Origin of the sequence: Streptomyces sp. NPDC046712, assembly GCF_040645695.1 — a bacterium.
GTDB lineage: Bacteria > Actinomycetota > Actinomycetes > Streptomycetales > Streptomycetaceae > Streptomyces.
The window spans coordinates 39696-60628 of record NZ_JBEYYW010000010.1; the positions used below are offsets into that span (position 1 = coordinate 39696).

26 protein-coding genes and 1 pseudogene are annotated in these 20933 nt (G+C 70.6%); 12 read left to right on the forward strand and 15 right to left on the reverse strand.

The window, feature by feature from the left end; all coding sequences use genetic code 11:
* Positions 1 to 161: 161 nt before the first annotated feature.
* On the reverse strand, positions 162 to 830 hold the full coding sequence (locus ABZ939_RS15455) for an HAD family hydrolase (protein WP_361854071.1): 669 nt from the start codon (positions 828 to 830) through the stop codon (positions 162 to 164).
* Between the two features lie 15 nt (positions 831 to 845).
* Positions 846 to 1811: an LLM class F420-dependent oxidoreductase gene (locus ABZ939_RS15460; protein ID WP_361854074.1), complete on the reverse strand. Its 966-nt coding sequence runs from the start codon at positions 1809 to 1811 to the stop codon at positions 846 to 848.
* 140 nt (positions 1812 to 1951) lie between these two features.
* On the opposite strand from ABZ939_RS15460, the gene ABZ939_RS15465 reads away from it, so the two are divergent.
* Positions 1952 to 2608 (forward strand): UdgX family uracil-DNA binding protein, encoded by a 657-nt coding sequence (locus tag ABZ939_RS15465; protein ID WP_361854076.1) that lies wholly within the window; start codon positions 1952 to 1954, stop codon positions 2606 to 2608.
* Between the two features lie 81 nt (positions 2609 to 2689).
* Here ABZ939_RS15465 and ABZ939_RS15470 read toward each other — a convergent pair whose 3' ends face one another.
* Complete coding sequence (locus ABZ939_RS15470) at positions 2690 to 2914, reverse strand: DUF6480 family protein (protein ID WP_361854079.1); 225 nt, start codon at positions 2912 to 2914, stop codon at positions 2690 to 2692.
* Between the two features lie 103 nt (positions 2915 to 3017).
* Positions 3018 to 3191 (reverse strand): hypothetical protein, encoded by a 174-nt coding sequence (locus ABZ939_RS15475; RefSeq protein WP_361854082.1) that lies wholly within the window; start codon positions 3189 to 3191, stop codon positions 3018 to 3020.
* A 216-nt stretch (positions 3192 to 3407) separates the two neighbouring features.
* On the opposite strand from ABZ939_RS15475, the gene ABZ939_RS15480 reads away from it, so the two are divergent.
* Positions 3408 to 4727 (forward strand): AI-2E family transporter, encoded by a 1320-nt coding sequence (locus ABZ939_RS15480; RefSeq protein ID WP_361854085.1) that lies wholly within the window; start codon positions 3408 to 3410, stop codon positions 4725 to 4727.
* A gap of 30 nt (positions 4728 to 4757) precedes the next feature.
* On the opposite strand, the pseudogene ABZ939_RS15485 reads toward ABZ939_RS15480, so the two are convergent.
* A pseudogene (locus ABZ939_RS15485) lies at positions 4758 to 5356 on the reverse strand (NAD(P)H-dependent oxidoreductase).
* Between the two features lie 138 nt (positions 5357 to 5494).
* Here ABZ939_RS15485 and ABZ939_RS15490 point away from each other — a divergent pair.
* Together ABZ939_RS15490 and ABZ939_RS15495 are read left to right on the forward strand one after the other, a co-directional pair.
* The gene (locus ABZ939_RS15490; protein ID WP_361854088.1) at positions 5495 to 6802 is read left to right on the forward strand and encodes a cytochrome P450; all 1308 of its coding nucleotides are present in this window, start codon (positions 5495 to 5497) and stop codon (positions 6800 to 6802) included.
* Positions 6774 to 7097 (forward strand): plasmid stabilization protein, encoded by a 324-nt coding sequence (locus ABZ939_RS15495; RefSeq protein WP_361854091.1) that lies wholly within the window; start codon positions 6774 to 6776, stop codon positions 7095 to 7097. The genes ABZ939_RS15490 and ABZ939_RS15495 overlap by 29 nt, the downstream gene beginning before the upstream one ends.
* 174 nt (positions 7098 to 7271) lie before the next feature.
* On the opposite strand, the gene ABZ939_RS15500 is transcribed toward ABZ939_RS15495, so the two are convergent.
* Positions 7272 to 7427 carry a DUF6131 family protein gene (locus ABZ939_RS15500; RefSeq protein ID WP_361854094.1) on the reverse strand — a complete coding sequence of 52 codons (156 nt, stop codon included), beginning with the start codon at positions 7425 to 7427 and terminating at the stop codon, positions 7272 to 7274.
* 300 nt (positions 7428 to 7727) lie between these two features.
* On the opposite strand from ABZ939_RS15500, the gene ABZ939_RS15505 reads away from it, so the two are divergent.
* Positions 7728 to 8918 carry a PP2C family protein-serine/threonine phosphatase gene (locus ABZ939_RS15505; protein WP_361854097.1) on the forward strand — a complete coding sequence of 397 codons (1191 nt, stop codon included), beginning with the start codon at positions 7728 to 7730 and terminating at the stop codon, positions 8916 to 8918.
* 82 nt (positions 8919 to 9000) lie between these two features.
* Positions 9001 to 9498 (forward strand): flavin reductase family protein, encoded by a 498-nt coding sequence (locus tag ABZ939_RS15510; protein WP_361854100.1) that lies wholly within the window; start codon positions 9001 to 9003, stop codon positions 9496 to 9498.
* Between the two features lie 37 nt (positions 9499 to 9535).
* On the opposite strand, the gene ABZ939_RS15515 is transcribed toward ABZ939_RS15510, so the two are convergent.
* Together ABZ939_RS15515 and ABZ939_RS15520 are read right to left on the reverse strand one after the other, a co-directional pair.
* Entirely contained in the window at positions 9536 to 9751 is a 216-nt protein-coding gene (locus tag ABZ939_RS15515) for a DUF6479 family protein (RefSeq protein WP_361854103.1), read from the reverse strand.
* 97 nt (positions 9752 to 9848) lie between these two features.
* The gene (locus ABZ939_RS15520) at positions 9849 to 10259 is read right to left on the reverse strand and encodes a four-helix bundle copper-binding protein (protein WP_361854106.1); all 411 of its coding nucleotides are present in this window, start codon (positions 10257 to 10259) and stop codon (positions 9849 to 9851) included.
* Between the two features lie 195 nt (positions 10260 to 10454).
* On the opposite strand from ABZ939_RS15520, the gene ABZ939_RS15525 reads away from it, so the two are divergent.
* Positions 10455 to 10748 carry a metalloregulator ArsR/SmtB family transcription factor gene (locus ABZ939_RS15525; RefSeq protein ID WP_361854108.1) on the forward strand — a complete coding sequence of 98 codons (294 nt, stop codon included), beginning with the start codon at positions 10455 to 10457 and terminating at the stop codon, positions 10746 to 10748.
* On the forward strand, positions 10745 to 11131 hold the full coding sequence (locus ABZ939_RS15530; RefSeq protein ID WP_361854111.1) for a VOC family protein: 387 nt from the start codon (positions 10745 to 10747) through the stop codon (positions 11129 to 11131). The genes ABZ939_RS15525 and ABZ939_RS15530 overlap by 4 nt, the downstream gene beginning before the upstream one ends.
* Positions 11132 to 11152: 21 nt before the next feature.
* Here ABZ939_RS15530 and ABZ939_RS15535 read toward each other — a convergent pair whose 3' ends face one another.
* The 5 genes from ABZ939_RS15535 to ABZ939_RS15555 all read right to left on the reverse strand — a co-directional run bounded on the left by ABZ939_RS15535 (position 11153) and on the right by ABZ939_RS15555 (position 14397).
* Complete coding sequence (locus tag ABZ939_RS15535; RefSeq protein ID WP_361854114.1) at positions 11153 to 11701, reverse strand: GNAT family N-acetyltransferase; 549 nt, start codon at positions 11699 to 11701, stop codon at positions 11153 to 11155.
* 102 nt (positions 11702 to 11803) lie between these two features.
* Positions 11804 to 12271 carry an SRPBCC family protein gene (locus ABZ939_RS15540; RefSeq protein ID WP_361854117.1) on the reverse strand — a complete coding sequence of 156 codons (468 nt, stop codon included), beginning with the start codon at positions 12269 to 12271 and terminating at the stop codon, positions 11804 to 11806.
* Positions 12272 to 12401: 130 nt separating this feature from the next.
* A complete protein-coding gene (locus ABZ939_RS15545; protein WP_361854120.1) occupies positions 12402 to 13109 on the reverse strand; it encodes a DUF6215 domain-containing protein in 708 nt (235 codons plus the stop codon).
* Between the two features lie 195 nt (positions 13110 to 13304).
* Positions 13305 to 13877 carry an antibiotic biosynthesis monooxygenase gene (locus tag ABZ939_RS15550; RefSeq protein WP_361854123.1) on the reverse strand — a complete coding sequence of 191 codons (573 nt, stop codon included), beginning with the start codon at positions 13875 to 13877 and terminating at the stop codon, positions 13305 to 13307.
* 73 nt (positions 13878 to 13950) lie between these two features.
* Positions 13951 to 14397, reverse strand: coding sequence for an SAM-dependent methyltransferase (locus ABZ939_RS15555; protein ID WP_361854574.1), 447 nt, complete (start codon positions 14395 to 14397; stop codon positions 13951 to 13953).
* A 660-nt stretch (positions 14398 to 15057) separates the two neighbouring features.
* Here ABZ939_RS15555 and ABZ939_RS15560 point away from each other — a divergent pair.
* Complete coding sequence (locus ABZ939_RS15560) at positions 15058 to 16170, forward strand: FAD-dependent oxidoreductase (RefSeq protein ID WP_361854126.1); 1113 nt, start codon at positions 15058 to 15060, stop codon at positions 16168 to 16170.
* A gap of 16 nt (positions 16171 to 16186) precedes the next feature.
* Complete coding sequence (locus ABZ939_RS15565) at positions 16187 to 17101, forward strand: LLM class flavin-dependent oxidoreductase (RefSeq protein ID WP_361854129.1); 915 nt, start codon at positions 16187 to 16189, stop codon at positions 17099 to 17101.
* Between the two features lie 76 nt (positions 17102 to 17177).
* On the opposite strand, the gene ABZ939_RS15570 is transcribed toward ABZ939_RS15565, so the two are convergent.
* Entirely contained in the window at positions 17178 to 17801 is a 624-nt protein-coding gene (locus ABZ939_RS15570) for a sigma-70 family RNA polymerase sigma factor (RefSeq protein ID WP_361854132.1), read from the reverse strand.
* Between the two features lie 77 nt (positions 17802 to 17878).
* On the opposite strand from ABZ939_RS15570, the gene ABZ939_RS15575 reads away from it, so the two are divergent.
* Positions 17879 to 18706: an alpha/beta hydrolase gene (locus ABZ939_RS15575; RefSeq protein WP_361854135.1), complete on the forward strand. Its 828-nt coding sequence runs from the start codon at positions 17879 to 17881 to the stop codon at positions 18704 to 18706.
* On the opposite strand, the gene ABZ939_RS15580 is transcribed toward ABZ939_RS15575, so the two are convergent.
* Complete coding sequence (locus tag ABZ939_RS15580) at positions 18646 to 19491, reverse strand: helix-turn-helix transcriptional regulator (RefSeq protein WP_361854577.1); 846 nt, start codon at positions 19489 to 19491, stop codon at positions 18646 to 18648. The genes ABZ939_RS15575 and ABZ939_RS15580 overlap by 61 nt on opposite strands.
* Positions 19492 to 19641: 150 nt before the next feature.
* Here ABZ939_RS15580 and ABZ939_RS15585 point away from each other — a divergent pair, with 150 nt between their 5' ends.
* The gene (locus ABZ939_RS15585; protein ID WP_361854580.1) at positions 19642 to 20856 is read left to right on the forward strand and encodes an MFS transporter; all 1215 of its coding nucleotides are present in this window, start codon (positions 19642 to 19644) and stop codon (positions 20854 to 20856) included.
* The last annotated feature ends 77 nt before the right edge of the window (positions 20857 to 20933 follow it).

Below are 20933 nucleotides of genomic sequence, written 5' to 3' on the forward strand. Positions count from 1 at the left end.
CCCAGGCCATCCAGACTATGCAGGTCACGCCATTGATCGCATGCCCTGCATGCGATCCGGCGAGGCAGACGCCTGGTATGGGTCCGGACACGCTCCGTATCCATGGAGTCTCGGTCGAAGGCCGCGGTCGGGTCCAGGGGGATCACGCAAGAGGGGAGGATTCAGGCTGTCACCCACGAGAAGGGGCTCTCGTCGAGTCGCCGCAGCAGTTCGGCCGGATCCCGGTAGACGGCGGCGGCGCCGGCCTCTTCCAGGTCGTGGCGGGGGATGCCGCCGCACAGCACTCCCACGCATGTCACTCCGGCCGCCGTGCCGGCCTGCATGTCCCACACCGTGTCGCCGACGAACACCGCCCGCTCGGGCGGTACCCGCGCCAACTCCAGGGCCTGCAGCACCGGTTCGGGTGCGGGTTTGCCTTCCTCGACGTCATCGGCGCTGGCCGTGTCCGAGATCGCGTCGTCGGCGTCGATCGCACGGCGCAGAGCTCTGAGTTCGTTGTCCTTGGCAGAGGTGACGAGCAGGACCGTCCAGCCCTTGCCCGCCAGAGCCCGTAGCAGTTCGGCGGCCGATTCCAATGCGGGGAGCCGGTCGAAGTACGTGGCGTAGAGGGTGTCGTGTGCCGCGCTCAGGCGCTCGTCCTCCGTGCGATCACGATCCTCACCCAGGACGCGTGCGAGCAGGTCCTCGCCGGGCAGACCGACGGCACGATGGATGGCGTGCATCGGCACGGAGTGCCCCGCCTGGCGCAGGGCCTCCCACCACGCCGTTACGTGCAGGTGGTTGGTGTCCGCGAGGGTGCCGTCGACATCGAACAACGCTGCCCGGCTCATCTCGGCTCCCTCACCTCAGAGGTCCCGCAGGGCGGGCAGCAACTTCGTCTCCGCCCAGTCCAGGAAGGGTTCTTGGTGGTCGCCCCCGATCTGGACCAGGGCGACCTCCGTGAACCCGGCCTCGACGTAAGGGCGCACGGCCTCGACGACGGCGTGCACATCGTCGCCGCAGGGGATTGCCTCGGCGACGTCCTCGGGACGGGTGTGCGCCGTGGCCTTGGCGAAGCCCGCCGGGCCGGGCAGTTCGGCATTGACCTCCCAGCCGCCGAGGGCCCAGCGGAACTGCTCGTGCGCCCGAGCCACCGCCGCGGCGCGGTCGGGGTCGTAGCAGACCGGGAGCTGGCCGATGCACGGCTTGCCGGTGCCCCCGTGTGCCGCGAACGCGCTCAGCAGGTCCGCCTCGGGCTCGGTGGCGATCAGTGCGTCCGCGTTGCGGCCCGCGAGCTTGCAGGACTGCTCGCCGGAGACAGCGATGCCGATCGGAGGCGGCGCGGCGGGGAGATCCCAGAGCTTGGCGTTCTCCACGTCGAAATGCGTGCCGTGATGAGTGACGTACCCGCCCTCGAACAGCCCGCGAATGATGCCCACGGCCTCTTCCAGCATCTCCAGGCGGACGTGGGCCGCCGGCCATCCGGGCCCGACGACATGTTCGTTCAGGTTCTCGCCCGAGCCGAGGCCGAGGCGGAAGCGTCCGTCGGACAGCAACTGCATCGTCGCGGCCTTCTGGGCGATGACGACAGGGTGGTAGCGGAAGGTCGGACAGGTCACGAACGTCATCAGAGGGATGCGTGAGGTCGCCTGCGCCGCCGCGCCCAGAACGCTCCACGCGTACGGCGCGTGCCCTTGGGAGTCGAGCCAGGGGAAGGAGTGGTCGGAGATGACGGAGAAGTCGAAGCCCGCACGTTCCGCTCCGACGACGTGCGACACCAGTTCCTTGGGCCCGGCCTGCTCGGTCATCATGGTGTAGCCGATTCGTACCATATGAGGCACGTTGCCATAAATACCGTGACAAAACCCTCCGTACGCCGCCCTCCGTACGCCGCGTCCGGCCCCGTTTTGCCGCCGTGATCCCCGGGCACTCGCCCCAGGCGGAACGACACCCCGAGCCGCGGAGGTGCAGGATGTCCGGTAGCAGCGAGGACGGATCAGCTCCTGAGCCGTACGACGCGACGCCCTATCTGCCGAGCCGCGGCGGGCTGCCGGCACACCAGCGGGCTGCGGCCGACTGCCAGGGCTGCCCGCTCCACCGGGATGCGACGAGAACCGTCTTCGGACGGGGTGGCTCGGACGCCCGCCTGATGCTGGTGGGTGAGCAACCCGGCGATCAGGAGGACCGTGAGGGTGTCCCCTTCGTGGGGCCCGCCGGACGGCTGCTCTCCCGAGCCCTGCGCGAAGCGGGGATCGACGAGGACGGCCTCTATGTCACCAATGCGGTCAAGCACTTCAAGTTCACCCGCGACGAGACGCGGAAACGCCGCATCCACAAGACGCCCAGCTTGCGGGAGACCGTCGCCTGTCGTCCCTGGCTGATGGCGGAACTACGACTCGTCTCGCCCGAGTTGGTGGTCGTCCTGGGGGCCACGGCCGGACGGGCCCTGCTCGGGCCTTCGTTCCGTGTCGGCGCCGACCGTGGCGTGCCGCGCCCGCTGCCGGGCGCCGAGGACGGGCCGCGGGTGCTTGCGACCGTCCACCCCTCGGCCGTGCTGCGCGCCCGGGACCGCGATGCCGCTTACGCCGGCCTCGTCGCCGACCTCCGCACGGCGGCCGAAGCCCTCTGAACCCTGTTCGGCCCCTCTGGATCCCTGCTCGCCCTCTGGATCCCTGCTCGGCGGCGGTGCCACCGCGCGGAGCAGCCGGGGTCAGGCGGCGAGCACGATCGCATAGACGAGGAAGAACAGGGCGACCAGCACGGCCACGATGACGATGGCGACGAGCGGCCCCTTGGCCCAGCCGCGCTTGAGTGGACGGTACGGGCCCGCACCCGAGCTGGTGCTCGACTCTGCGGGCGGTGTCTCTCCGGGCTGCGTGGTGCCGCTGGAGCGCGGGTCCTGGCGCGGATCCGGATCAGGGTTGTAGGTGCCCATCGCGCACTCCTTTCCGCTCCGGACGTGTGTGACGTCGTGCGGCTGCCCGCAAGCCCGCCGATCATGCTCGGCGGAGACGACCGACGCGGGTTCACGCCGGTGATCAGCCCTTCAAGATGTCCTTCCCCTTCTCCTTGGCCTCCCGGGCCTTACCACGACTCTCCAGCGCGGCACCCTTGGCGGCTGTGGTCTTGTCGCCCAGAGCGCCGGCCGTCTTCCGTATGGCCTTGCCGGCCGCTTGCTCGGCCTTGGCCTTGGCCTTCTCGCTGGCACTCATGTCGTTCCTCTCATACATGCCCCTCCTTCCTCCTACCCGCCGACCCAATGCGGAACCAGGCGTTCCGTACATGTGTTCTCCAGCCCCCGTTCCTCCGGCCCCGTTTCTCCGGCCCCCGTCTCCGCCCCGCGTTCGGGCGCCCGACGTGCCGGTGGGCGGAGTACGCGCCAGCCTGGGAGGAGTTCTTCTGCACATACGACCCGGAGGTTCTCCGCAGTGGACCCACCTCGACAGCCCGACCCGCGCGGATGGCTCGGACGTGCGAAGCAGAGCGTCGCCGCCTTCAGTGAGCGTCGAGCGCGGCTCCAGGCCCAACGGGAGGCCGAGGACGACAGTGCGTGGGACGAATCGCTGCCTCCGGAACTGCGCCGCGGTGACCGTCGGAGACCGCAGGGCCCCGCGGCTTCGGTGCCCTGGGCTGTTCGGGTGGCCGCGGAGGCCGGTTGGCGGTTCCTGGTGCTCGCGGCCACCATCTGGGTGCTGATGCGGGTCATCGGAGCGGTACGTCTGGTCGTGCTCGCCTTCGTGGTCGCGCTTCTGGTCACCGCGCTGCTCCAGCCGACGGTCGCCCGGTTGCACCGACACGGACTGTCCCGCGGTGCGGCGACGGCGTTGACGGCGACCTGCGGATTCGTACTGCTCGGACTCGTCGGATGGTTCGTTGTCTGGCAGGTGCTCGACAACCTCGGCGATCTCTCCGAACGCGTTCAGGAAGGCATCGACGAACTCAAACAATGGTTGCTCGACAGCCCACTCCACGTCACGGAAAAGCAGATCAACGACATCGCGGAAGCGCTGAGCGACACGATCGGCAACAGTACGAGTGAGATCACGTCCGCCGGCCTGAAAGGCGTGACCGTTCTGGTGGAGGTGATCACCGGGCTGTTGCTGGCCATGTTCGCCACGCTCTTCCTGCTGTACGACGGCAAGCGCATCTGGCGGTGGACGCTCAAGCTGGTCCCCGCGGGGGCACGCCCCGGGGTCGCCGGCGCCGGCCCGCGCGCCTGGCGGACCCTCACCGCCTACGTGCGGGGCACCATGATCGTGGCCATGATCGACGCCGTCTTCATCGGCGTGGGAATCCACTTCCTCGGCGTGCCGCTCGCCGTCCCCATCGGCGTGGTGATCTTCCTGTCCTCCTTCGTGCCGCTCGTCGGCGCCGTCGTCTCCGGAGCACTCGCAGTCGTCGTCGCGCTCGTCACCGAGGGCGTCTTCACCGCGCTGATGGCGCTGATGGTCGTCCTCGTGGTGCAGCAGATCGAAGGACACGTGCTCCAGCCGTTCATCCTGGGCCGGGCCGTGCGGGTTCACCCGCTGGCGGTGGTCCTGGCCGTCGCCACGGGCGGCACCGTCGCGGGGATCGGCGGGGCCGTCGTGGCGGTTCCCCTCGTGGCCGTGGGCAACACCGTGGTCGGGTACCTCCGTGCCCACCCCGCGGGGAGCGCCGGGGACGCGGCGCAGCCGCGAGAGCCCCCGGGCGGGGAGCAGGAGGCGGACACCGAGGACACCGGGCAGGGCGAGGACACGGACCGGTGACCGCGAGACGGCCGGTGCTCGCTGCCGGCGTCAGGAGGGCGGGTACGCGGCGTACTTGAGGCGGCGTGCGAGGTGGGCGGTGTTGGCGGCGAGGGTCTTGGTGGTGGCGGCCGTCTTCTCGGGGGTCGGTTCATGGCTTCGCCGACCCAGTACGTCACGGCGTTGGGGGCGAGCGTGAAGCCGACGTCGTTCAGGCCCTGGAACAGGTCGGCACTGACCTTGTGCGCGCCGTCCTCGTTGCCGACCACGCAGACCCCCGCGACCTTGCCGTATGTGAGCATTCGGCCCTGGTCGTCGGCCTCGCCGAGTTCCGCGTCCAGGCGCTCCAGGACACGCTGGGCGACGCTGGAGGGATGGCCGAGCCAGATCGGGGTCGAGAGGATCAGGATGTCGGAGCTGAGGATCGTGTCCCGGATCTCGGGCCACGCGTCCCCTTCGCCCATGTCCGTCTTGACCCCCGTACGCACGTCGTGGTCCGCGATCCGGATCACCTTCCCCGTGACGCCGTGTCCGCCGAGCTCGGCCATGGCCTGTTCCGCCAGCAACTGCGAGCTGGAGGGGGTGGGGGACGGGGAGAGGGTGCAGACGAGCGCGACGGCGCGGAGCGGTGTGGTCTCGTTGGCTTCCATGAACACGCGGCTACCCGGCGAGTGCCGGCTTGTAGCAGCGGTGCAGCGGGTTTGACCGTTCATGTGGGGGAGGCCACGCGGGTCCAACTGGACGGCGGACCGGTGAATGCGTCCATCCTGCACGGGTAGGCGCACGACATGTCCGGCAGCCTCACCGACAGCACCCTGTCCCTGCTGGCCCATGGCTATGCGTGGGCTCCGGACCTGCGGCGGGCCCATGCCGGCGCGCCGCTGGTACGTACGCATCTGATGGGGCGGCCCACTGTGCTCCTGCACGGCCCCGATGCCGTCGCCTTCTTCTACGACGAAGACCACGTCCAGCGCCACGACGCTCTGCCGGGACAGGTGGTCGACACCCTGTTCGGCAGGGGAGCCGTGCACACCCTGGACGGGACGTCGCACCGGGTGCGCAAGCAGATGTTCGTCTCCCTGCTCATGTCGGCGGACGGCATCGCCGCCCTGACCTCGCTGGTCGAGAGCAGCTGGCACGACGCCGTGCGGGGCTGGGAGGGGCGCCGGGTGGTCCTCTTCGACGAGGTGGCCACCGTGCTCGCGCGGGCCGTCTGCGACTGGGTGGGCCTGCCCGTCCCGGACGACGCCGCTCCGGAGATCGCCGAGGACTGCGTCGCCATGATCGACGGCTCCGCCACCGTCGGCCCCCGGCACGTGCGCGCACGACGCGCCCGGCACCGCCAGGAGCAGGCCCTCGCGCGGGCCGTCTCCGACATCCGCGGACAGGGTCCGCACCCGGACGGTCCCTTCGCACCGTCCCGGCACTCCGGTCAGGCCGGCTCCCCATTGGAGACGGTCGCCCTGCACCGCGAGGCGGACGGGACCCTTCTCGATCCGCACACCGCGGCCGTCGAACTCGTGAACATCATCCGTCCGACCGTCTCCATCGCCTGGTTCGCCGTCTTCGCCGTCCATGCCCTCCACCGCCATCCCGACCAGCGCGAAGAGCTGCTTTCCGGCGGGCCCCGCTATGCCCGCGCGTTCGCCCACGAAGTCCGACGCTTCTACCCGTTCGTGCCCTTCGTCGGAGCCCTGGCCGCCCGCGACCTCACCTACGCCGGGACCGAGATCGCGGCCGGGACGCTGCTCCTCCTCGACGTGTACGGGCAGGACCACGACCCCGATCTGTGGAAGCGGCCGTACCACTTCTACCCCGGGCGTTTCCGCGCCCGCGAACCAGGACGCGACCGACTCATACCCCAAGGCGGCGGCGACGCGCGTACCGGCCATCGATGCCCCGGCGAGGACATCACCATCGCGCTGCTCAGCCATCTCTCGCCCGCCCTGGCCGCCCTGGACTTCGACGTACCGCGACAGGACCTCTCCATCCCGCTCAGCCGGATCCCGACGCGGCCCCGTAGCGGATTCGTCCTCGACATCGCCCACCACCAGCCAAGGAGTGGCCATGCCTCGCGGCTCCAGCCCCAAGCGTGAACGCCAGTACGAACACATCAAGGAGAGTGCGGAGGAGCGCGGTGAGAGCCCGAAGCGGGCCAAGGAAATCGCCGCACGCACCGTCAACAAGGAACGCGCGCGCTCGGGCGAGTCGAAGACCGCGAGCCGTTCCTCGATCGAGGACATGTCGTCCTCCAAGCGTGGCGGGCAGCGCTCCCACAGCGGATCGCAGGGCCCCACCAAGGAGCAGCTCTACAACGAGGCGAAGAAGCGCAACATCGAGGGCCGCTCGAAGATGGACAAGGCGGAACTCAAGCGCGCCCTCGGCCGCTGAAGCACGGCACCGGGCGCATCGAGAGGGCACCGCGCCTGCTCTGCTCGGGACGGGCACCGCTCTTGCTCTGTCGCGGACCGCCTCTGTCGCCCGACCGCCTCTGCCGCAGACCGGCTCCCCCGGCACCCGCACCTTGCGGAGCGGGCCGGGGGAGTCCGCGGGTCTGATGAGGGGTCAGTAGTAGTGGCGCCGGCCTCCCACTGCATGTCCGACGGATCCGAGGATCCACAGGACGGCGCCGACGACGGCCAGGACGATCCCGATGGTCCAGATGATGGATATGCCGGTGAGGAACCCGATGATGAGCAGAATGACTCCGACCAGGAGCATGGCGTACCTCGGTCTCTCGATGGGGACAGGCCCGTGGCAAGGCCACGGGCAGACGGCGGGGCGGCGGAGCCGGTAATGTCCCGCCACCCATATGCAGCGAGTGCCCCCATCCCGCTGTTGTATGTGCCCCGGCCTCGCACCAGCGCCTCGGGCGACGTTCGACGTGTCGGGAGGTCTCAGCCCTGGCAGATGGCGAAGATGGTCGGGTCCGTAACCGTCCGAAGCTGAGGGCGTTGCTGTGAACTGTCGCTGTGCTGGAGCGGTCCTGCGGTGAAAGCTGACGAGCCGACGGGGAGCGGGATGGGTCCGGTTCTGGCGTGGGTACTGGAGCGGTCGCACGACGCGTCCGCCGGTGAACTGCCCCTCCTCATCGACGAGGCCGCGCGACGCCTGGGGGCGACGAGGGCGCGCCTGTACGTGGCCGACGTACAGCAGGCGGGGCTGGCGGTGCTCCCCCTCCGCGACAGCGCGGTCCCGCGGTCGGATCTCTCGGCGGCGGATGACGGCGACAGACTCGCCATCGACAGCTCACTGGCCGGACTGGCCTACCGCACCCAGCGAGTCCAATTGGCCGCTGACGGCGGCACCGCCTGGCTGCCGATGATCGACGGGATCGAGCGCGTCGGAGTCATGGAAGCAGGACCAGGACTGGACTCCGGCTGGCTGGACTCCTGCAAGGCCCTGGCAAGCCTGGCCACGCTCCTGGTCATCTCCAAGACCACCCACAACGACCTCCTCGTGGAACGAGGGCGAAGCCGCCCCATGACGCTCCAGGCCGAACTGCTCTGGGCGTTCCTGCCGCCCAGGACGATCGGGACCAGACAGGCCACGTCGACCGCTGTTCTGGAGCCGGCGTACGACATCGGCGGTGACGCCTTCGACCACGGCTTCACCGACGGGGGCCTGCACCTGACACTCCTGGACGCCATGGGCCACGACCTCGCCTCCGGCGGCGCCAGCGCGGTCGGCCTGGCAGCCTGCCGTTCCACCCGTCGCTCCGGCGGTACCTTGCCCGACATCGCCGGCACCATCGACCGCACCCTCGGTCAATGGATCCCGAACCGCCTCATGACCGGGATCATCGCCGAACTCGACACCGTGCGAGGGGAGCTCACCTGGGTCAACTGCGGCCACCCGGCGCCCCTGCTGATCCGCGACGGTCATGTGCTGACCGCCGCTCTGGAAAGACCTGTGCAGCTTCCCTTCGGCTTCGGATTCCACGCCCAGTCGCCCCCGACGCAGCACCGTACGCGGTTGGAACCCGGCGACCGTGTCCTTCTTTACAGCGACGGCGTCACCGAGGCACGCTCCACCCACGACGAACTGTTCGGCGAAACCCGCCTCGCCGATACGATCATCCGCTCCATGGCGGCAGGCCACCCCGCACCGGAAGCCCTCCGCCGCCTGATCCAGAACCTGCTGACGCACCAGAACCATCGCCTCACCGACGACGCCACCATCCTCCTCGCGGAGTGGCACCCCACCGACTGAGCGCGATGACTCTGCGTGTGGCATCGTCACGGAGAGCGCGGAAGCTCGTGAGCGTCGGAAGCTCGTGAAAGGGGAGCAGCCCATGTCGGGTCTGGATGGCTTCACGGAGGCGCTCGATCCCCCCATGTACGTGGTGACGGCTGTGGCCGCGGACGGCGAGCGGGCCGGGTGCCTCGTGGGGTTCGCCTCGCAGTGCTCGATCAACCCCGCGCGCTTCACGGTGTGGCTGTCCCGGAAGAACCACACCTATGGCGTGGCCTGCCGCTCCTCCCACCTGGCCGTGCACGTCCTGAGCCGTACACGGATGGAGACCGCGCGGCTGTTCGGCGAGGAGACCGGCGAAGAGATCGACAAGTTCGCCCGGGTGGACTGGACGCCCGGGCATGGCGGCGTACCCGTACTCTCCGACGCCTCCGCCTGGTTCGTCGGCCGGGTGGAGACCCGGTGGGACGGTGGCGACCACGTCGGCTTCCTGCTCGACCCGGTCGCCGAAGGTTCCTCCGTACCCCCGGCAGCCGAACAGCCCGGCCTCCTGTGCCTCAGCGACGTCGCCCACTTCTCTCCCGGCCATCCGGCCTGAGACGTGACGACGCGAGGCGCATGTCAGGACCGGGAGGCTACTGCTCCGAGTCGTCCGGGGTCTCCCAGGAATCCTGGCGGGCACGCGCGGGAGGGTTCTGGTCCACAGGTCGGGCGCCGGGGTCCTTGCGGGCCGAGACGCGCCTGATGCCGTACCAGATGGCGGCCACCAGGAGCGCGGCCACGACCACGCCGACCACGACGAGGAGGAGCGACGACGAACCGGCGGCCGCGAGCGGCAGGGAAGTGATCATGCGCTGCGACTACCCCCTATCGCCTCAGGCACACGGACCCGGAAGACCAGGGCCCCCGCGGCGACGCCCGCGCTCCGGCCCCGGCTCCCGTTTTCGGTCAGACAAGGGCCGTGAACAGCTCGTTGCATGCCTCTTCGCACGAGCGGCAGGCTTCGGCGCAGAGGCGGCAGTGCTCGTGCATGTCGGCATGGGAGGCGCACTCGTCGCCGCACGCCTTGCAGGCCATGGCGCACGCCCGGAGGATGGCGGCCGTGATGTTGGCGTCGTATCCGGTGTGGCGCGAGAGCACGGCGGCGGTGGCGGTGCAGATGTCGGCGCAGTCCATGTCGGTGCGGATGCACTTGGTCAGGTCGCCCACCATGCCCTCGGACAGGCAGGCGTCCGCGCAGGCGGTACACGCCTGGGCACAGGCGAGGCATTCCTCGATGCAGCGGGTGAGCTTGGCCTGGTCGATGTCGCCGAGGTCGGCCGGGTAGGTGGCGAGCATGTCCTTGACGGTGGTGGACATCAGAGGTGCCTCCCTCTCCGCAGGGGCCGGCGGAACCAGGGCGGCCGCCATGAAAGCCTCCGGGTACACCTCCAGCTAACGCCCCTCGACGCGTACGCGCACGGCGCATCCTCACGGTGCGGCGGGCGCCCGCCCCGCGCGAGGACGGAGCACCTCACTTGATAGGCAAGTCGCTACTTGCCTATCGTGGTGGTCATGGCGGAGGATGTCTTCAAGGCGCTGGCCGACCCCACCCGTCGGCGCATCCTCGATGAGCTGGTGGAACGCGACGGCCAGACCCTGTTCGAGATTTGCACACGGCTGGTGACCAAACACGGTCTGGGGCTGTCCCGCCAGGCGATCAGCCAGCATCTGGCCGTACTGGAATCCGCGGGGCTGGTCCGTTCGCGACGCCAGGGCCGCTACAAGTTCCATGATCTGAACACCGAACCCCTCGAGCGCATCGTGACCCGATGGCTCAGGCCCGATAACCCGGAGGGCACCCCATGAGGATCCACCTGGCCAGCGTCTTCGTCGACGACCAGGAAAAGGCCCTGCGCTTCTATACGGACGTGCTGGGCTTCGTGAAGAAGCACGACGTCCCGGTGGGTACGGACCGGTGGCTGACCGTGGTCTCGCCGGAGGATCCCGACGGGGTCGAGCTGCTGCTCGAGCCGTCCGGCCACCCCGCGGTACAGCCGTACAAGACGGCGCTGGTCGAGGACGGCATCCCGGCCACGTCCTTCGCCGTGGACGACGTCCATGCCGAGTTCAGCCGGCTGCGCGAGCTCGGCGTGCAGTTCACCCAGGAGCCGCTGGAGATGGGCCCGGTCACCACCGCCGTCCTGGACGACACCTGCGGCAACCTGATCCAGATCGTGCACAGCAAGTAGCCCGTCGTGGCGGATCTCCGCTCAGCCCGCCGCCCGGCGTGCTCCGCGGGGCATCCGGTACAGCACGCACCGGCGAAGCGGCCCTTCGGGCACGCTCGGATCTTCGAAGTCGTCGGCCGGGTCGCGGGTCATGCCGATCCTGCGCATCACTGCCTGGGAACGCACGTTGTGGACGGTCGTCGTCGCGATGATCTCCGGCAGCCCGAGTTCGTCGAAGCCGAAGGCCAGGCAGGCCAGGGCGGCCTCGGTGGCGTAACCGTGCCCCCACGCCGAACGCGTCAACCGCCACCCGACGTCCACCCCCGCGAACGGCATGCCCTCGTCCACCTGGTCCAGGCCGGCGCGGCCGATGAACTCACCGGTCTCCCGCGCTTCCATCGCCCACCATCCGAAGCCCCGCTCGTCGAACTCGGCCTGCATGCGTGCCACCACGGCATCGCTCTGATCCCGCGTCAGCAGTTCGCCCAGGTGTTCCCGGACTTCGGGATCGGCGTTCATCGCCGCCCACGGCGCGAGGTCGGACTCGCGCCAACGGCGGAGCAGCAGACGATCGGTACGCAGTTCTGACATGCCGGCCAGCTAACGCCATCACGCTCAGGGTGTCGATCGGATATCCCGGCCGAGTACGGCGTCACCGCCGCCTCCTGGGATCCGGTGACCGGGGCGGCCGAATTACCGTGCCTCGGCCGGGGAGGTCGTCGCGGACACGTGTTCGCGGACCGCGATCCGGGCCAGCTTCGTCAGCATCATGCCGTTGCGGACGGCGACGATGTAGTCCACGGGGAGTCCGTGCATCCGGATGCCGGGGCCCCGGAGGGGGTGCCAGTCGAGGGTGAAGAGGGTGTTCTCGCCCCAGGGCGTCAGGCGCATGGCGATACGTGCCGCGCCGAAGGGATCGGCCTTCGCCTCCAGCTCCAGGCGTTGCTGCGGCTCGCAGATGCGGACGACGCAGGTGTCGTCGAGGGTCAAGGGGCCGGCGCCGACTCGTACCTCCAGGCGCGCGCCTACTGCCGGCCAGTGCGGGTCCGCGGCGAGGACCTGCTGGGTTCCTGTCACCCACTCGCCGTAGCGCTTGCCGTCGGACAGCAGGCGCCAGACCTCGGACGGCGAGCTCAGGATCAGACGGCGGTTCCGGGCCACGCTGATCACGCTCCTTCTGGAGGGCGGGGGACATGGGAGGGGCGGTCGCCGCTCGTGGGCCTGGCCTCCAGCCTCGTACCGTCCGCCCGCCCGCGCAGTCCGACTGGTCCGAACGGATCCCTCCCGGCCGTCACCCGGCGGCGGCCCACCCCGGGATCGTCGGCAACACCTTCTCCGCGACCCGGAGCAGCGCCGCGTCGTCCGGCCACCCGCCGTCCTCGCGCCACAGGGCCAACTCGAAGGAGCCACCGCTGTCCTTCGTGTCCTGGGCCACGGTGAGAACGCGGGCCGGCACGCCGGGACCGCTGCGCGCGTCGCTCCCGTCGAGGCGGAAGCTGATGCTGAGGGTGCGATCCGAGTAGAAGACCGCCGGGCGGCCCAGAACCGTTCGCTGTTCCACGCCCTTCCCCAGAAAGACGGCGGACTCGGCGACCGGAAGACCGCCGTAGGCGGCCGACAGCGTCACGGTGTAGGTCCCGAACTCGACCTCGGCCGAGGGAGTGACGATCTCCTCACCGCCGACGGGCTTGAAGGTGCTGCCACTGCCGTTGGCGGTCTTCGGGATCTCGCCTGGCGTGCCCAGCAGTTCAGCGAGGTCGGGACGGTTCAACGCCTCGCACAGTTCCGCCCCGGAGACGCGCGGCGGCGACTTCGCGGTCTCGGGAGCCTTCTCGGGATCCCCGTCGGAGCACGTCGCGGGCCCCGGTTCCTTGTACGGGGCCGACGTGTCCTGGAACGTCCACACACCGAAACCGAGTGCCGCTATCAATACGACGGCCGTGACGGCCTGCCCCCACGCACCCGCGCCTCTCGGAAGCGCGTCGATGTCGTCTGCCATCTCCCCCACCTGCGGTGATCCCCCATACGTGCCCGGGGACCTTAACCCGTGATCATCCGGCGGACAAGGAGAATTCAGGTGCTGGGCCGTCGCCGAGGTGATCTCCCGGTCCGACAGCGGTACGTTCCGCGACGCGGCCTGCCCGGAGCGGACCGACAGCATCGCGGGCTCCACGCCTGCCCAGCCGCCCCCCGCCTACCGGCTGAGCCAGCCGCGCAGCAGCCGGCTCACGGCCGGCATCGCCGCGTACGTCATCAGGACGTTGAAGACGCAGGCCATGACCGCGCTGCTGAGCACGAGGGGAAGCCCGGTCAGATGGGGCAGCAGGAAGTAGCTGCCGAGGAGGGAGATCGGGTAGATCGCCAGGGTCGCGCTGATCGCCATCTTCCACCGCGGCGGCGCCGGGCGCGTCGAGCCCGGCTTGGCGAACCAGGTCTCCATGCCGGTCAGTTGCCGCCGGGCGATCTCGGTGTGGTGATGCCCCTCGCAGTCGTCGAACCAGGCCGCCCGCTCTGGCGACTCCTGCCAGGCCCGGCATGCCGCCGCGTCGCGGAAGCGGTGGACGAGGAACCAGGGCGCGTCGCCTCCCGTGGACCGGAAGAGCCCGTAGCCGAGATGGCCGGGAAATCTGGCCGCGCTGTCGAGAATGCCCTGGGCCCACCGCTCGAAGGCGGCTTCGTATCCGGGCTCCACCCGGCGGGCTATCAGCAGCGTCACCTCGCCGGTGTCGGCGGGGACGGTGGCGTGCTCGAGGCTCACCGCAGTCACTCGTACTCCTCATGATCACGCCGCGCCCGCGCCCACTCTACGCTGCGCCCGGCCCCGGGCCCGGCCGAGGCCCTCAGTAGTACTCGCGCATGATCTCCGTGGCCCAGGCCGGCTGGGTCACGTCGCCGATCGGGCCGAATTCGGCCATGTAGGGCTTGATGTCGAGGACCGGGGTGCCGTCGACCGCGTCGAGGCCCGTCACATGGATGTCGAGTCCCTCGGCCTTGACCACTCGGCAGCGCGAGACGCCGAGCCGGTTGGGACGGTTCTTGCCACGCTGGGCGAAGATGCCCACCAGGGGCCAGTCGGTGTTGCCGCGAGGGTGGCGAGCGCCGGTCTCGATCTTCTGGGGCGGTACGCGGTCGAAGTGGTAGACGACCTCGATGTGCGAGAAGGCGTCGAGGCCGGCGAGCGCGTCGGGGGTGAACCGGCTCCCGTCCAGGCGGATGACCGCGGACACCTCGCCCCAGGCGTCGTCGAAGACCTCGCCGCGGCCGCCGACGACGTGCCCCACCGGCAGGGAGACGACGTCGGCGGGCGGGGCCGTCGGCGCGCCGCCGACCAGCAGGTCGCCCGGATCGGCGCGGTGGACGGAGAGGGGCACGTCGTCACCAGGGACGCCCAGCAGTTCGCCCAGCTCCTCGCGCAGCGTGCGCAGCAGCCCCTCGACCGCTTCCGGCGTACAGGACTCCTCGCAGCTGACGAAGCCCATGGGGGAGGACGGTCCGGGGCCCCGACCTTCCGCGCGCCGGCCGGTACCCATGTCGGCGCCGACGCCCCTGTCCGGATCGACCTGCTGCCACGTCACCCAGGTTTCACCGGCCGGGAGTTCGAGGCGGGCGGTGACCGCGGTGGCAATGCGTTCCAGGGCGGCGCGGCCAGGGCTCGGCTCGGGGGACAGGAGGGCGATCACGGGCATGGGGCAGCCTTTCCGGTAGGTGGTTGCGGCCGTGCGCGTTGATCGCACGGCCTGGCGCAGGTTACGTCCTCGCGGCCGTGACGGCGAAAGGTTTGGCGGGGGCGCGGTGTGCCGGGCGGACTGCCGGGAGCACGACACAACCGCCCGGCCGCGCAGGGAAGTTCGCGGACGAGACCCGGCATACGAGGTTGTAGTTCGTGCTACGAACTTATATGGTTCGTGGCGCGAACTCTTTTCTCATCTTGGTCTGGAGCGTGAACCATGAGTCGTACGGTCGCAGTCATCGGCGGTGGTTACGGGGGAGCAGCCGTCGCCAAGGCGCTGGAGAGCGAAGCGGATGTCGTGCTCATCGACCCCCGCGACGCGTTCGTGAACGCCGCCGGGTCGCTGCGGGCCCTGGCCCAGCCCGACTGGGCGGGCAACATGTTCTTCCCCTTCGACACGCTGCTCCCGAAGGGCGAGGTCATCCGCGACCGCGCCGTCTCCGTGGACCCCGCGGGCGTCACCCTCGCCTCCGGTCGGCGGGTGGACGCCGACTATCTCGTCCTGGCCACCGGCTCCAGCTACGCCTACCCGGCCAAGCCCAAGTCCGACTCCACGCGTGACGCACTGGACGACCTCCGCCGGAGCCACAAGGAGGTCGCCGGCGCCGACAAGGTGCTCATCCTCGGCGCGGGGCCCGTCGGCCTCGAACTGGCCGGTGAGATCAAGGAGGTCTGGCCGCACAAGCACGTGACCGTCGTCGACCCGGCGCCGGAGCTGCTGCCCGGATTCGAGCCGGAGGTGGTCCAGGACCTGCACGGCCAGCTCGACGCGCTCGGCGTCGAGCTGCGACTGGGCACCACTCTGGCGGACGCACCGAAGACCGAGTCCGGCCGGACCGGCGCGTTCACCGTCACCACCACCACCGGTGACGAGATCGCCGCCGACATCTGGTTCCACGCCTACGGAGTGCACGTCAACAGCGACTACCTGGCCGACGGCCGGCTCACCACCCGCACGGCCCAGGGTCGCGTCCCCGTGACCGAGACCCTCCATGTCCACGGGCACGAACACGTCTACGCGGTCGGTGACATCACCGACGTGGACGAGGCCAAGATGGCCGGATACGCGATGCAGCACGCCGAGGTGGTCGTCAAGAACATCACCGCCCAGCTGCGCGGCGAGCAGCCCACGGCCACCTACCGGCCGCTGCCGCACCCCATGATCCTGCTCCCGCTCGGTCCGCGTGGCGGCGTCGGACAACTGCCCTCTCCCGACGGGCCGTTCACCGCCCCGACCGCCATGGTCTCCGAGTACAAGGGCGCCGATCTCTTCACCGGCCGCTTCATCGGCCAGTTCGGCCCCACCGCCGCCACGGCCACCATCGACTGAACGGAAAGGCAAGGAAATGTCACGCCACCACGTCGTCTTCGGCTTCGGCGCGCACAGCACCGTCGACGACCAGCCGGAACTGCTACGCATGACCGAACTGGCCGATCGCGAAGGGCTCGACCTGTTCTCGCTGTCCGACCACCCCTACATCGGGGCCCGGTTGGACGCGTACGCCACGCTCGGATTCGTACTCGGGCACACTCGGCGACTCGCCGGCTTCGCCAACGTCACCAATCTGCCGACCCGCCCGCCCGCCATGCTGGCGCGCGCGGTGACCACGCTGTCGGCGCTGTCCGGCGGACGCGTCGTGCTCGGCATGGGCGCCGGCGGACTGTGGGACCGGATCGCGGACATGGGCGTCCCGCCGCTGTCGGCGGGTGAGGCGGTGGAAGCCTTCGAGGAGGCGATCGTCCTGGTGAAGAAGTTGTCGGGCGGGGGTCCGCCGGTCACCTTCCAGGGGCGTCACTACCAGGTGAAGGACATCGAGCCTGCCGCGGAGCCGGCGCCGCCGGTGTGGACCGGCTCGGTGGGGCGCAAGTCCCTGGCCGCGACCGGCCGGGTGGCCGACGGCTGGATTCCCGGTCACGCGGCGGACTGGCTGAGCGAGCGGTACCGGGGCTCGCGCCCGGTGATCGACGAGGCGGCGACGGCCGTGGGCCGTGAACCGGGCGAGATCCGCACGGTCTTCAACCTCCCCGGCCGGATCACCGATCGCCCCTCGGCCGCCACACGGGACGGCGAAGGCCGCTGGATCGGCGGCTCGCCGGACCAGTGGGTCGAGGAGCTGACCGGGGCCGTGCTGGAGCACGGCGCGTCCGGCTTCGTGCTCTTCTCGCCGCGCGGCGGTACCCCGGACATCGCGTCGCTGGGTCGCTGGGCGGGAGAGATCGTCCCGGCCGTCCGCGAAGCGATCGCGAAGGAGGCCGGCTAGGGCCTGTCCGGCGGATCGGGTCCGCACGGATGGTGGGCTCCGGACGGGACCGTGGGCGTTCTGCTCTCCTCGCCCCTCAGGCCCGGGAGCTGTCCCTGAGTCGGTCGCGCTGGATGCGGTGGGCGAGGGTGCGGCGCACCGAGGGTGAGGCGGTCGGGGTGACCTTCGCGGGGATGTCGAGGCCCCGGCTGATGGTGTCGTACGCGGCCCGGAAGGCGGCGGGCAGCCGCTCCCGGTGCACCCTCAGGTCCTCCTCGACCAGGCGCCGCAGCGCGTCGACGTTCTGAGGGGTGAAGCGTTTCCTCCCCCGGGCGAGCGCGTCGACCTCGCGCGTGCAGCGGGCGGTTTCGCCACAGGTCTCGGAGATCTCCTCGGCGAGCCCCCACAGGCGTCCCTCGAGCCACGGGATGTCGTACTGGTCGAGGGAGAGCTCCACCGGCGGCGGCGGGTCGCCGAGTCTGTACTTCGCCACCTGCTTGGACACCGCGGGCTGGCTCATGTCGGCGATCCGGGCGATCCGGTCCTGCGTCCAGCCGAGGCCGGCGAACAGCTGGATCATCTCGGCGCGCAGCTTCCGCATCTCCTCGCCGGCGCGGATGACCTCGTTCATGGCGGTAAGCATCCGCTCCGCCTGTTCCTCGGTCAGCGTCTCGGGGTGCTGATGGTTCCGATGCGAGTTCTCGTGCTCCGCGCCTGCCATGACTCGGTTATACACCCCGCAACCACCGCGCCATAACCGGGTTGTACAACCTCGTTATGGGTGGCAGGATCACCGGCATGCCCACCTTCTCCGCGTCAGACGGAACCCGCCTCGCCTACCGTACGGAGGGAGCCGGCGATCCCGTCGTCTGCCTCCCCGGCGGCCCCATGGACTCCCGCTATCTCGGCGACCTCGGCGGGCTGTCCGCGCACCGCCGCCTGATCCTTCCGGACCCGCGCGGGACCGGCCTGTCCGCGATTCCCGCGGACACCTCCTCCTACCGCTGCGACCGCCTCGTCGACGACGTCGAGGCCCTGCGCGAGCACCTCGGGCTGACACGCATGGACCTGCTCGGCCACTCCGGCGGCGCGAACCTCGCGGTGCGGTACGCGGCCAGGCACCCGGACCGCATCGGCAGGCTTCTCCTGATCACCCCCGGCACCGCGGCCGTCGGCATCACGATCACCGGGGAGATGCGTCGCGAGGGAGCGCGACTCCGTGGCGACGAACCATGGTTCCCCTCGGCGTTCGCCGCCCTGCAGGCGATCACCGAGGGCACGGGCAGCGACTGGGAGGCCATCGCCCCCTTCTTCTGGGGCCGTTGGGACGCCGCGGCCCGGAAACACCACGCGGCGAGCCGGCCGGACAACGCGGACGCCGTCGCCGGCTTCGGAGCCGACGGTGCCTACGACCCGCCGGCCACCCGTGCGGGGCTCGCCGCGCTCCGCGTCCCCGTCCTGCTGCTCGCCGGGGAGTTCGACCTCAACAGTCCGCCCGAGTCGACGGCCGAGTTCGCCGACCTGTTCCCGGACGCCTCACTCGTCGTGCAGTCCGGGGCCGGCCACTACCCCTGGGTCGACGACCCGGACCGGTTCGTCGAGGCCACGGCGTCCTTCCTGTGCTGACGGTGTGCGCCCGGGGTGTACCCGAACGCACGGCGGAACACCTCGATGAACGCGCTGGTGGACGACCAGCCGCAGCGGTGCGCGACCGTGGTGACCGGCATGTCGTCGGCCAGCATGCGCAGGGCGTGGTAGAGGCGTGCCTGGGTGCGCCACTGAGGGAACGTCATGCCGAGCTCGGAGCGGAAGAGCCGGCTGAGAGTGCGTTCGCCGGCTCCGGTCGCGGCGCCGAGCTCGGCCAGGGTCCGGGGGTCGGCCGGGTCGTCGCGCAGGATCGCGCAGACGGCCGCGAGCCGGGGATCGGCCGGGGCGGGCAACCTCATGGGCTGCTGGGGCGAGGCCCGCAACTGGTCGCGTAGCACGCCCAGCAGCCGGAGGCGTTCGGCGCCGGTGTCCTCGGGCGTACGCGTGTAGGCGAGGATCAGTTCGCGCAGGAGCGGGCTGACGGAGAGGACGGTGGGGGCGTCCAGACCGAGCGGGTTGTCGTTCGCCGGCAGGCCGATCAGGTGCAGGTCCAGATGGCCGTGGGCGCGGTGGGCGTGAACGGTTCCGGCCGGGACCCAGATCGCGCGCGTACCGGGTGCGAACCAGGTGCCGGCGTCGGTGGTGACGGCCAGGACGCCCGAGCCCGCGTAGACGATCTGGTGGTCGTCGTGGCGGTGCGCGTCGATGCGATCCCCGGCGGCGAGGATCTGCGCGCGGGTCGGGGCCTGCGGGGTGTGGCGGACGGGCTGACGTACGGACTGGTGTACGGACTGGTGTACGGGCTGACGGACAGGCTGGCGGATGTTCGACACAAGTCGGCAGATTATCGAAAGCGCGACATCCGCCCACGTTGCCACGATCGAACGGTGTCGACGAAACGCACCACCCCGAGCACGAAGCGCACCACCCCGCGCACGAAGCGGACCACCCCGCGCAACCGCCCCCTCACGTTGATGTCCCTGGGACATGCCTGCGTGGACGTCTACCAGGGAGCGGTCGCCGCCCTGGTGCCGTACTTCGTCTCCGAGAGGGCGTACAGCTACGCCGCGGCCTCCGGTCTCGTACTGGCCGCCTCGCTGCTGTCGTCGGTGGTGCAGCCGCTGTTCGGGGCGCTCACCGACAGGTGGGCCATGCCGTGGCTGCTGCCCGCGAGCGCCCTTCTGGGCGGCGTCGGTGTCGCCCTGAGCGGCGTCGGCGGCTCGTACGCCCTCACCTTGGCCGTCGTCGCCGTGTCCGGCGTCGGAGTCGCCGCGTACCACCCCGAGGCCGCCCGAGTGGCCCGCCGGGCGAGTCGCGGCAGCCATACGGCCATGGGCTGGTTCTCCCTCGGCGGCAACCTCGGCTTCGCCAGCGCCCCGCTGCTGGTCGTCGCCGTCATCGCCACCGGCGGCCTGGGCGCCACCCCGCTGCTGGTCGTCCCCGCTCTCGCGGGCGCGGCCCTGTGCGCGGCCGCGCTGCGGGCGCTCAAGGCGCCGGACGCGCGGACGGCGCCCGGCGTCCACGCGTCTGCCGGCGAACCCGGGACCGCGGGCAGCGACGACCGGCACTCCGACGACTGGCCCTCCTTCGCGCGGCTGTCCGGTGCCGTGGTGTGCCGGTCGATCGTCTTCGTCGGCCTGAGCACGTTCATCTCCCTGTACGCACGCCAGCGCACCGGCGGCGGCGAAGTCTCCGGCACGGCCGCCCTGTTCGTGCTCTACATCGGAGGCGCGGTCGGCACGGTCGTCGGTGGCAAGCTGGCTTCGCGCCACGATCGCATCACGGTCGTGCGATGGTCCTACGTCCTGACCGTCCTCGCCGTGGCCGGCGTCGTCCTGGTCCCCGGCCCGCTCCTCTACCTGTTCGTCGCGCTCACCTCGGCCGGTCTGTACGTACCCTTCTCGCTGCACGTGACGCTCGGTCAGGACTACCTGCCCGGGCGCGTCGGTACCGCCGGAGGCGTCACGCTGGGCCTCACCGTCAGCATCGGCGGCCTCGCCAGCCCGCTGGTGGGAGCCGTCGCCGACGCCACGTCCCTGCAGACCGCCCTCGCACCACTGATCGCCCTGCCCGCCCTCGGCTGGCTCCTCCTGCGCACCCTGCACGAGCCGGAGGCACCCCACCTGCCCGCCTCGCACCCCCTCGCTCCCACCGCCGCCGGCTCTCGGCCGGCTCGTCGAACGGGGTGATCGCTGCCGGAACCCGTCATTCACACCGTCGGGAAGATCCTCGGCCTGTCGGGCGCTTACCGTTACAGCGATCGCAC

What these genes read in the sequence shown, in the direction of transcription:
- ABZ939_RS15455 (WP_361854071.1), bottom strand. Translation starts at nt 830, where the DNA reads ATGAGCCGGGCAGCGTTGTTCGATGTCGACGGCACCCTCGCGGACACC.
- ABZ939_RS15460 (WP_361854074.1), bottom strand. Translation starts at nt 1,811, where the DNA reads ATGGTACGAATCGGCTACACCATGATGACCGAGCAGGCCGGGCCCAAG.
- ABZ939_RS15465 (WP_361854076.1), top strand. Translation starts at nt 1,952, where the DNA reads ATGTCCGGTAGCAGCGAGGACGGATCAGCTCCTGAGCCGTACGACGCG.
- ABZ939_RS15470 (WP_361854079.1), bottom strand. Translation starts at nt 2,914, where the DNA reads ATGGGCACCTACAACCCTGATCCGGATCCGCGCCAGGACCCGCGCTCC.
- ABZ939_RS15475 (WP_361854082.1), bottom strand. Translation starts at nt 3,191, where the DNA reads ATGAGTGCCAGCGAGAAGGCCAAGGCCAAGGCCGAGCAAGCGGCCGGC.
- ABZ939_RS15490 (WP_361854088.1), top strand. Translation starts at nt 5,495, where the DNA reads ATGTCCGGCAGCCTCACCGACAGCACCCTGTCCCTGCTGGCCCATGGC.
- ABZ939_RS15495 (WP_361854091.1), top strand. Translation starts at nt 6,774, where the DNA reads ATGCCTCGCGGCTCCAGCCCCAAGCGTGAACGCCAGTACGAACACATC.
- ABZ939_RS15500 (WP_361854094.1), bottom strand. Translation starts at nt 7,427, where the DNA reads ATGCTCCTGGTCGGAGTCATTCTGCTCATCATCGGGTTCCTCACCGGC.
- ABZ939_RS15505 (WP_361854097.1), top strand. Translation starts at nt 7,728, where the DNA reads ATGGGTCCGGTTCTGGCGTGGGTACTGGAGCGGTCGCACGACGCGTCC.
- ABZ939_RS15510 (WP_361854100.1), top strand. Translation starts at nt 9,001, where the DNA reads ATGTCGGGTCTGGATGGCTTCACGGAGGCGCTCGATCCCCCCATGTAC.
- ABZ939_RS15515 (WP_361854103.1), bottom strand. Translation starts at nt 9,751, where the DNA reads ATGATCACTTCCCTGCCGCTCGCGGCCGCCGGTTCGTCGTCGCTCCTC.
- ABZ939_RS15520 (WP_361854106.1), bottom strand. Translation starts at nt 10,259, where the DNA reads ATGTCCACCACCGTCAAGGACATGCTCGCCACCTACCCGGCCGACCTC.
- ABZ939_RS15525 (WP_361854108.1), top strand. Translation starts at nt 10,455, where the DNA reads ATGGCGGAGGATGTCTTCAAGGCGCTGGCCGACCCCACCCGTCGGCGC.
- ABZ939_RS15530 (WP_361854111.1), top strand. Translation starts at nt 10,745, where the DNA reads ATGAGGATCCACCTGGCCAGCGTCTTCGTCGACGACCAGGAAAAGGCC.
- ABZ939_RS15535 (WP_361854114.1), bottom strand. Translation starts at nt 11,701, where the DNA reads ATGTCAGAACTGCGTACCGATCGTCTGCTGCTCCGCCGTTGGCGCGAG.
- ABZ939_RS15545 (WP_361854120.1), bottom strand. Translation starts at nt 13,109, where the DNA reads ATGGCAGACGACATCGACGCGCTTCCGAGAGGCGCGGGTGCGTGGGGG.
- ABZ939_RS15560 (WP_361854126.1), top strand. Translation starts at nt 15,058, where the DNA reads ATGAGTCGTACGGTCGCAGTCATCGGCGGTGGTTACGGGGGAGCAGCC.
- ABZ939_RS15565 (WP_361854129.1), top strand. Translation starts at nt 16,187, where the DNA reads ATGTCACGCCACCACGTCGTCTTCGGCTTCGGCGCGCACAGCACCGTC.
- ABZ939_RS15570 (WP_361854132.1), bottom strand. Translation starts at nt 17,801, where the DNA reads ATGGCAGGCGCGGAGCACGAGAACTCGCATCGGAACCATCAGCACCCC.
- ABZ939_RS15575 (WP_361854135.1), top strand. Translation starts at nt 17,879, where the DNA reads ATGCCCACCTTCTCCGCGTCAGACGGAACCCGCCTCGCCTACCGTACG.
- ABZ939_RS15585 (WP_361854580.1), top strand. Translation starts at nt 19,642, where the DNA reads ATGTCCCTGGGACATGCCTGCGTGGACGTCTACCAGGGAGCGGTCGCC.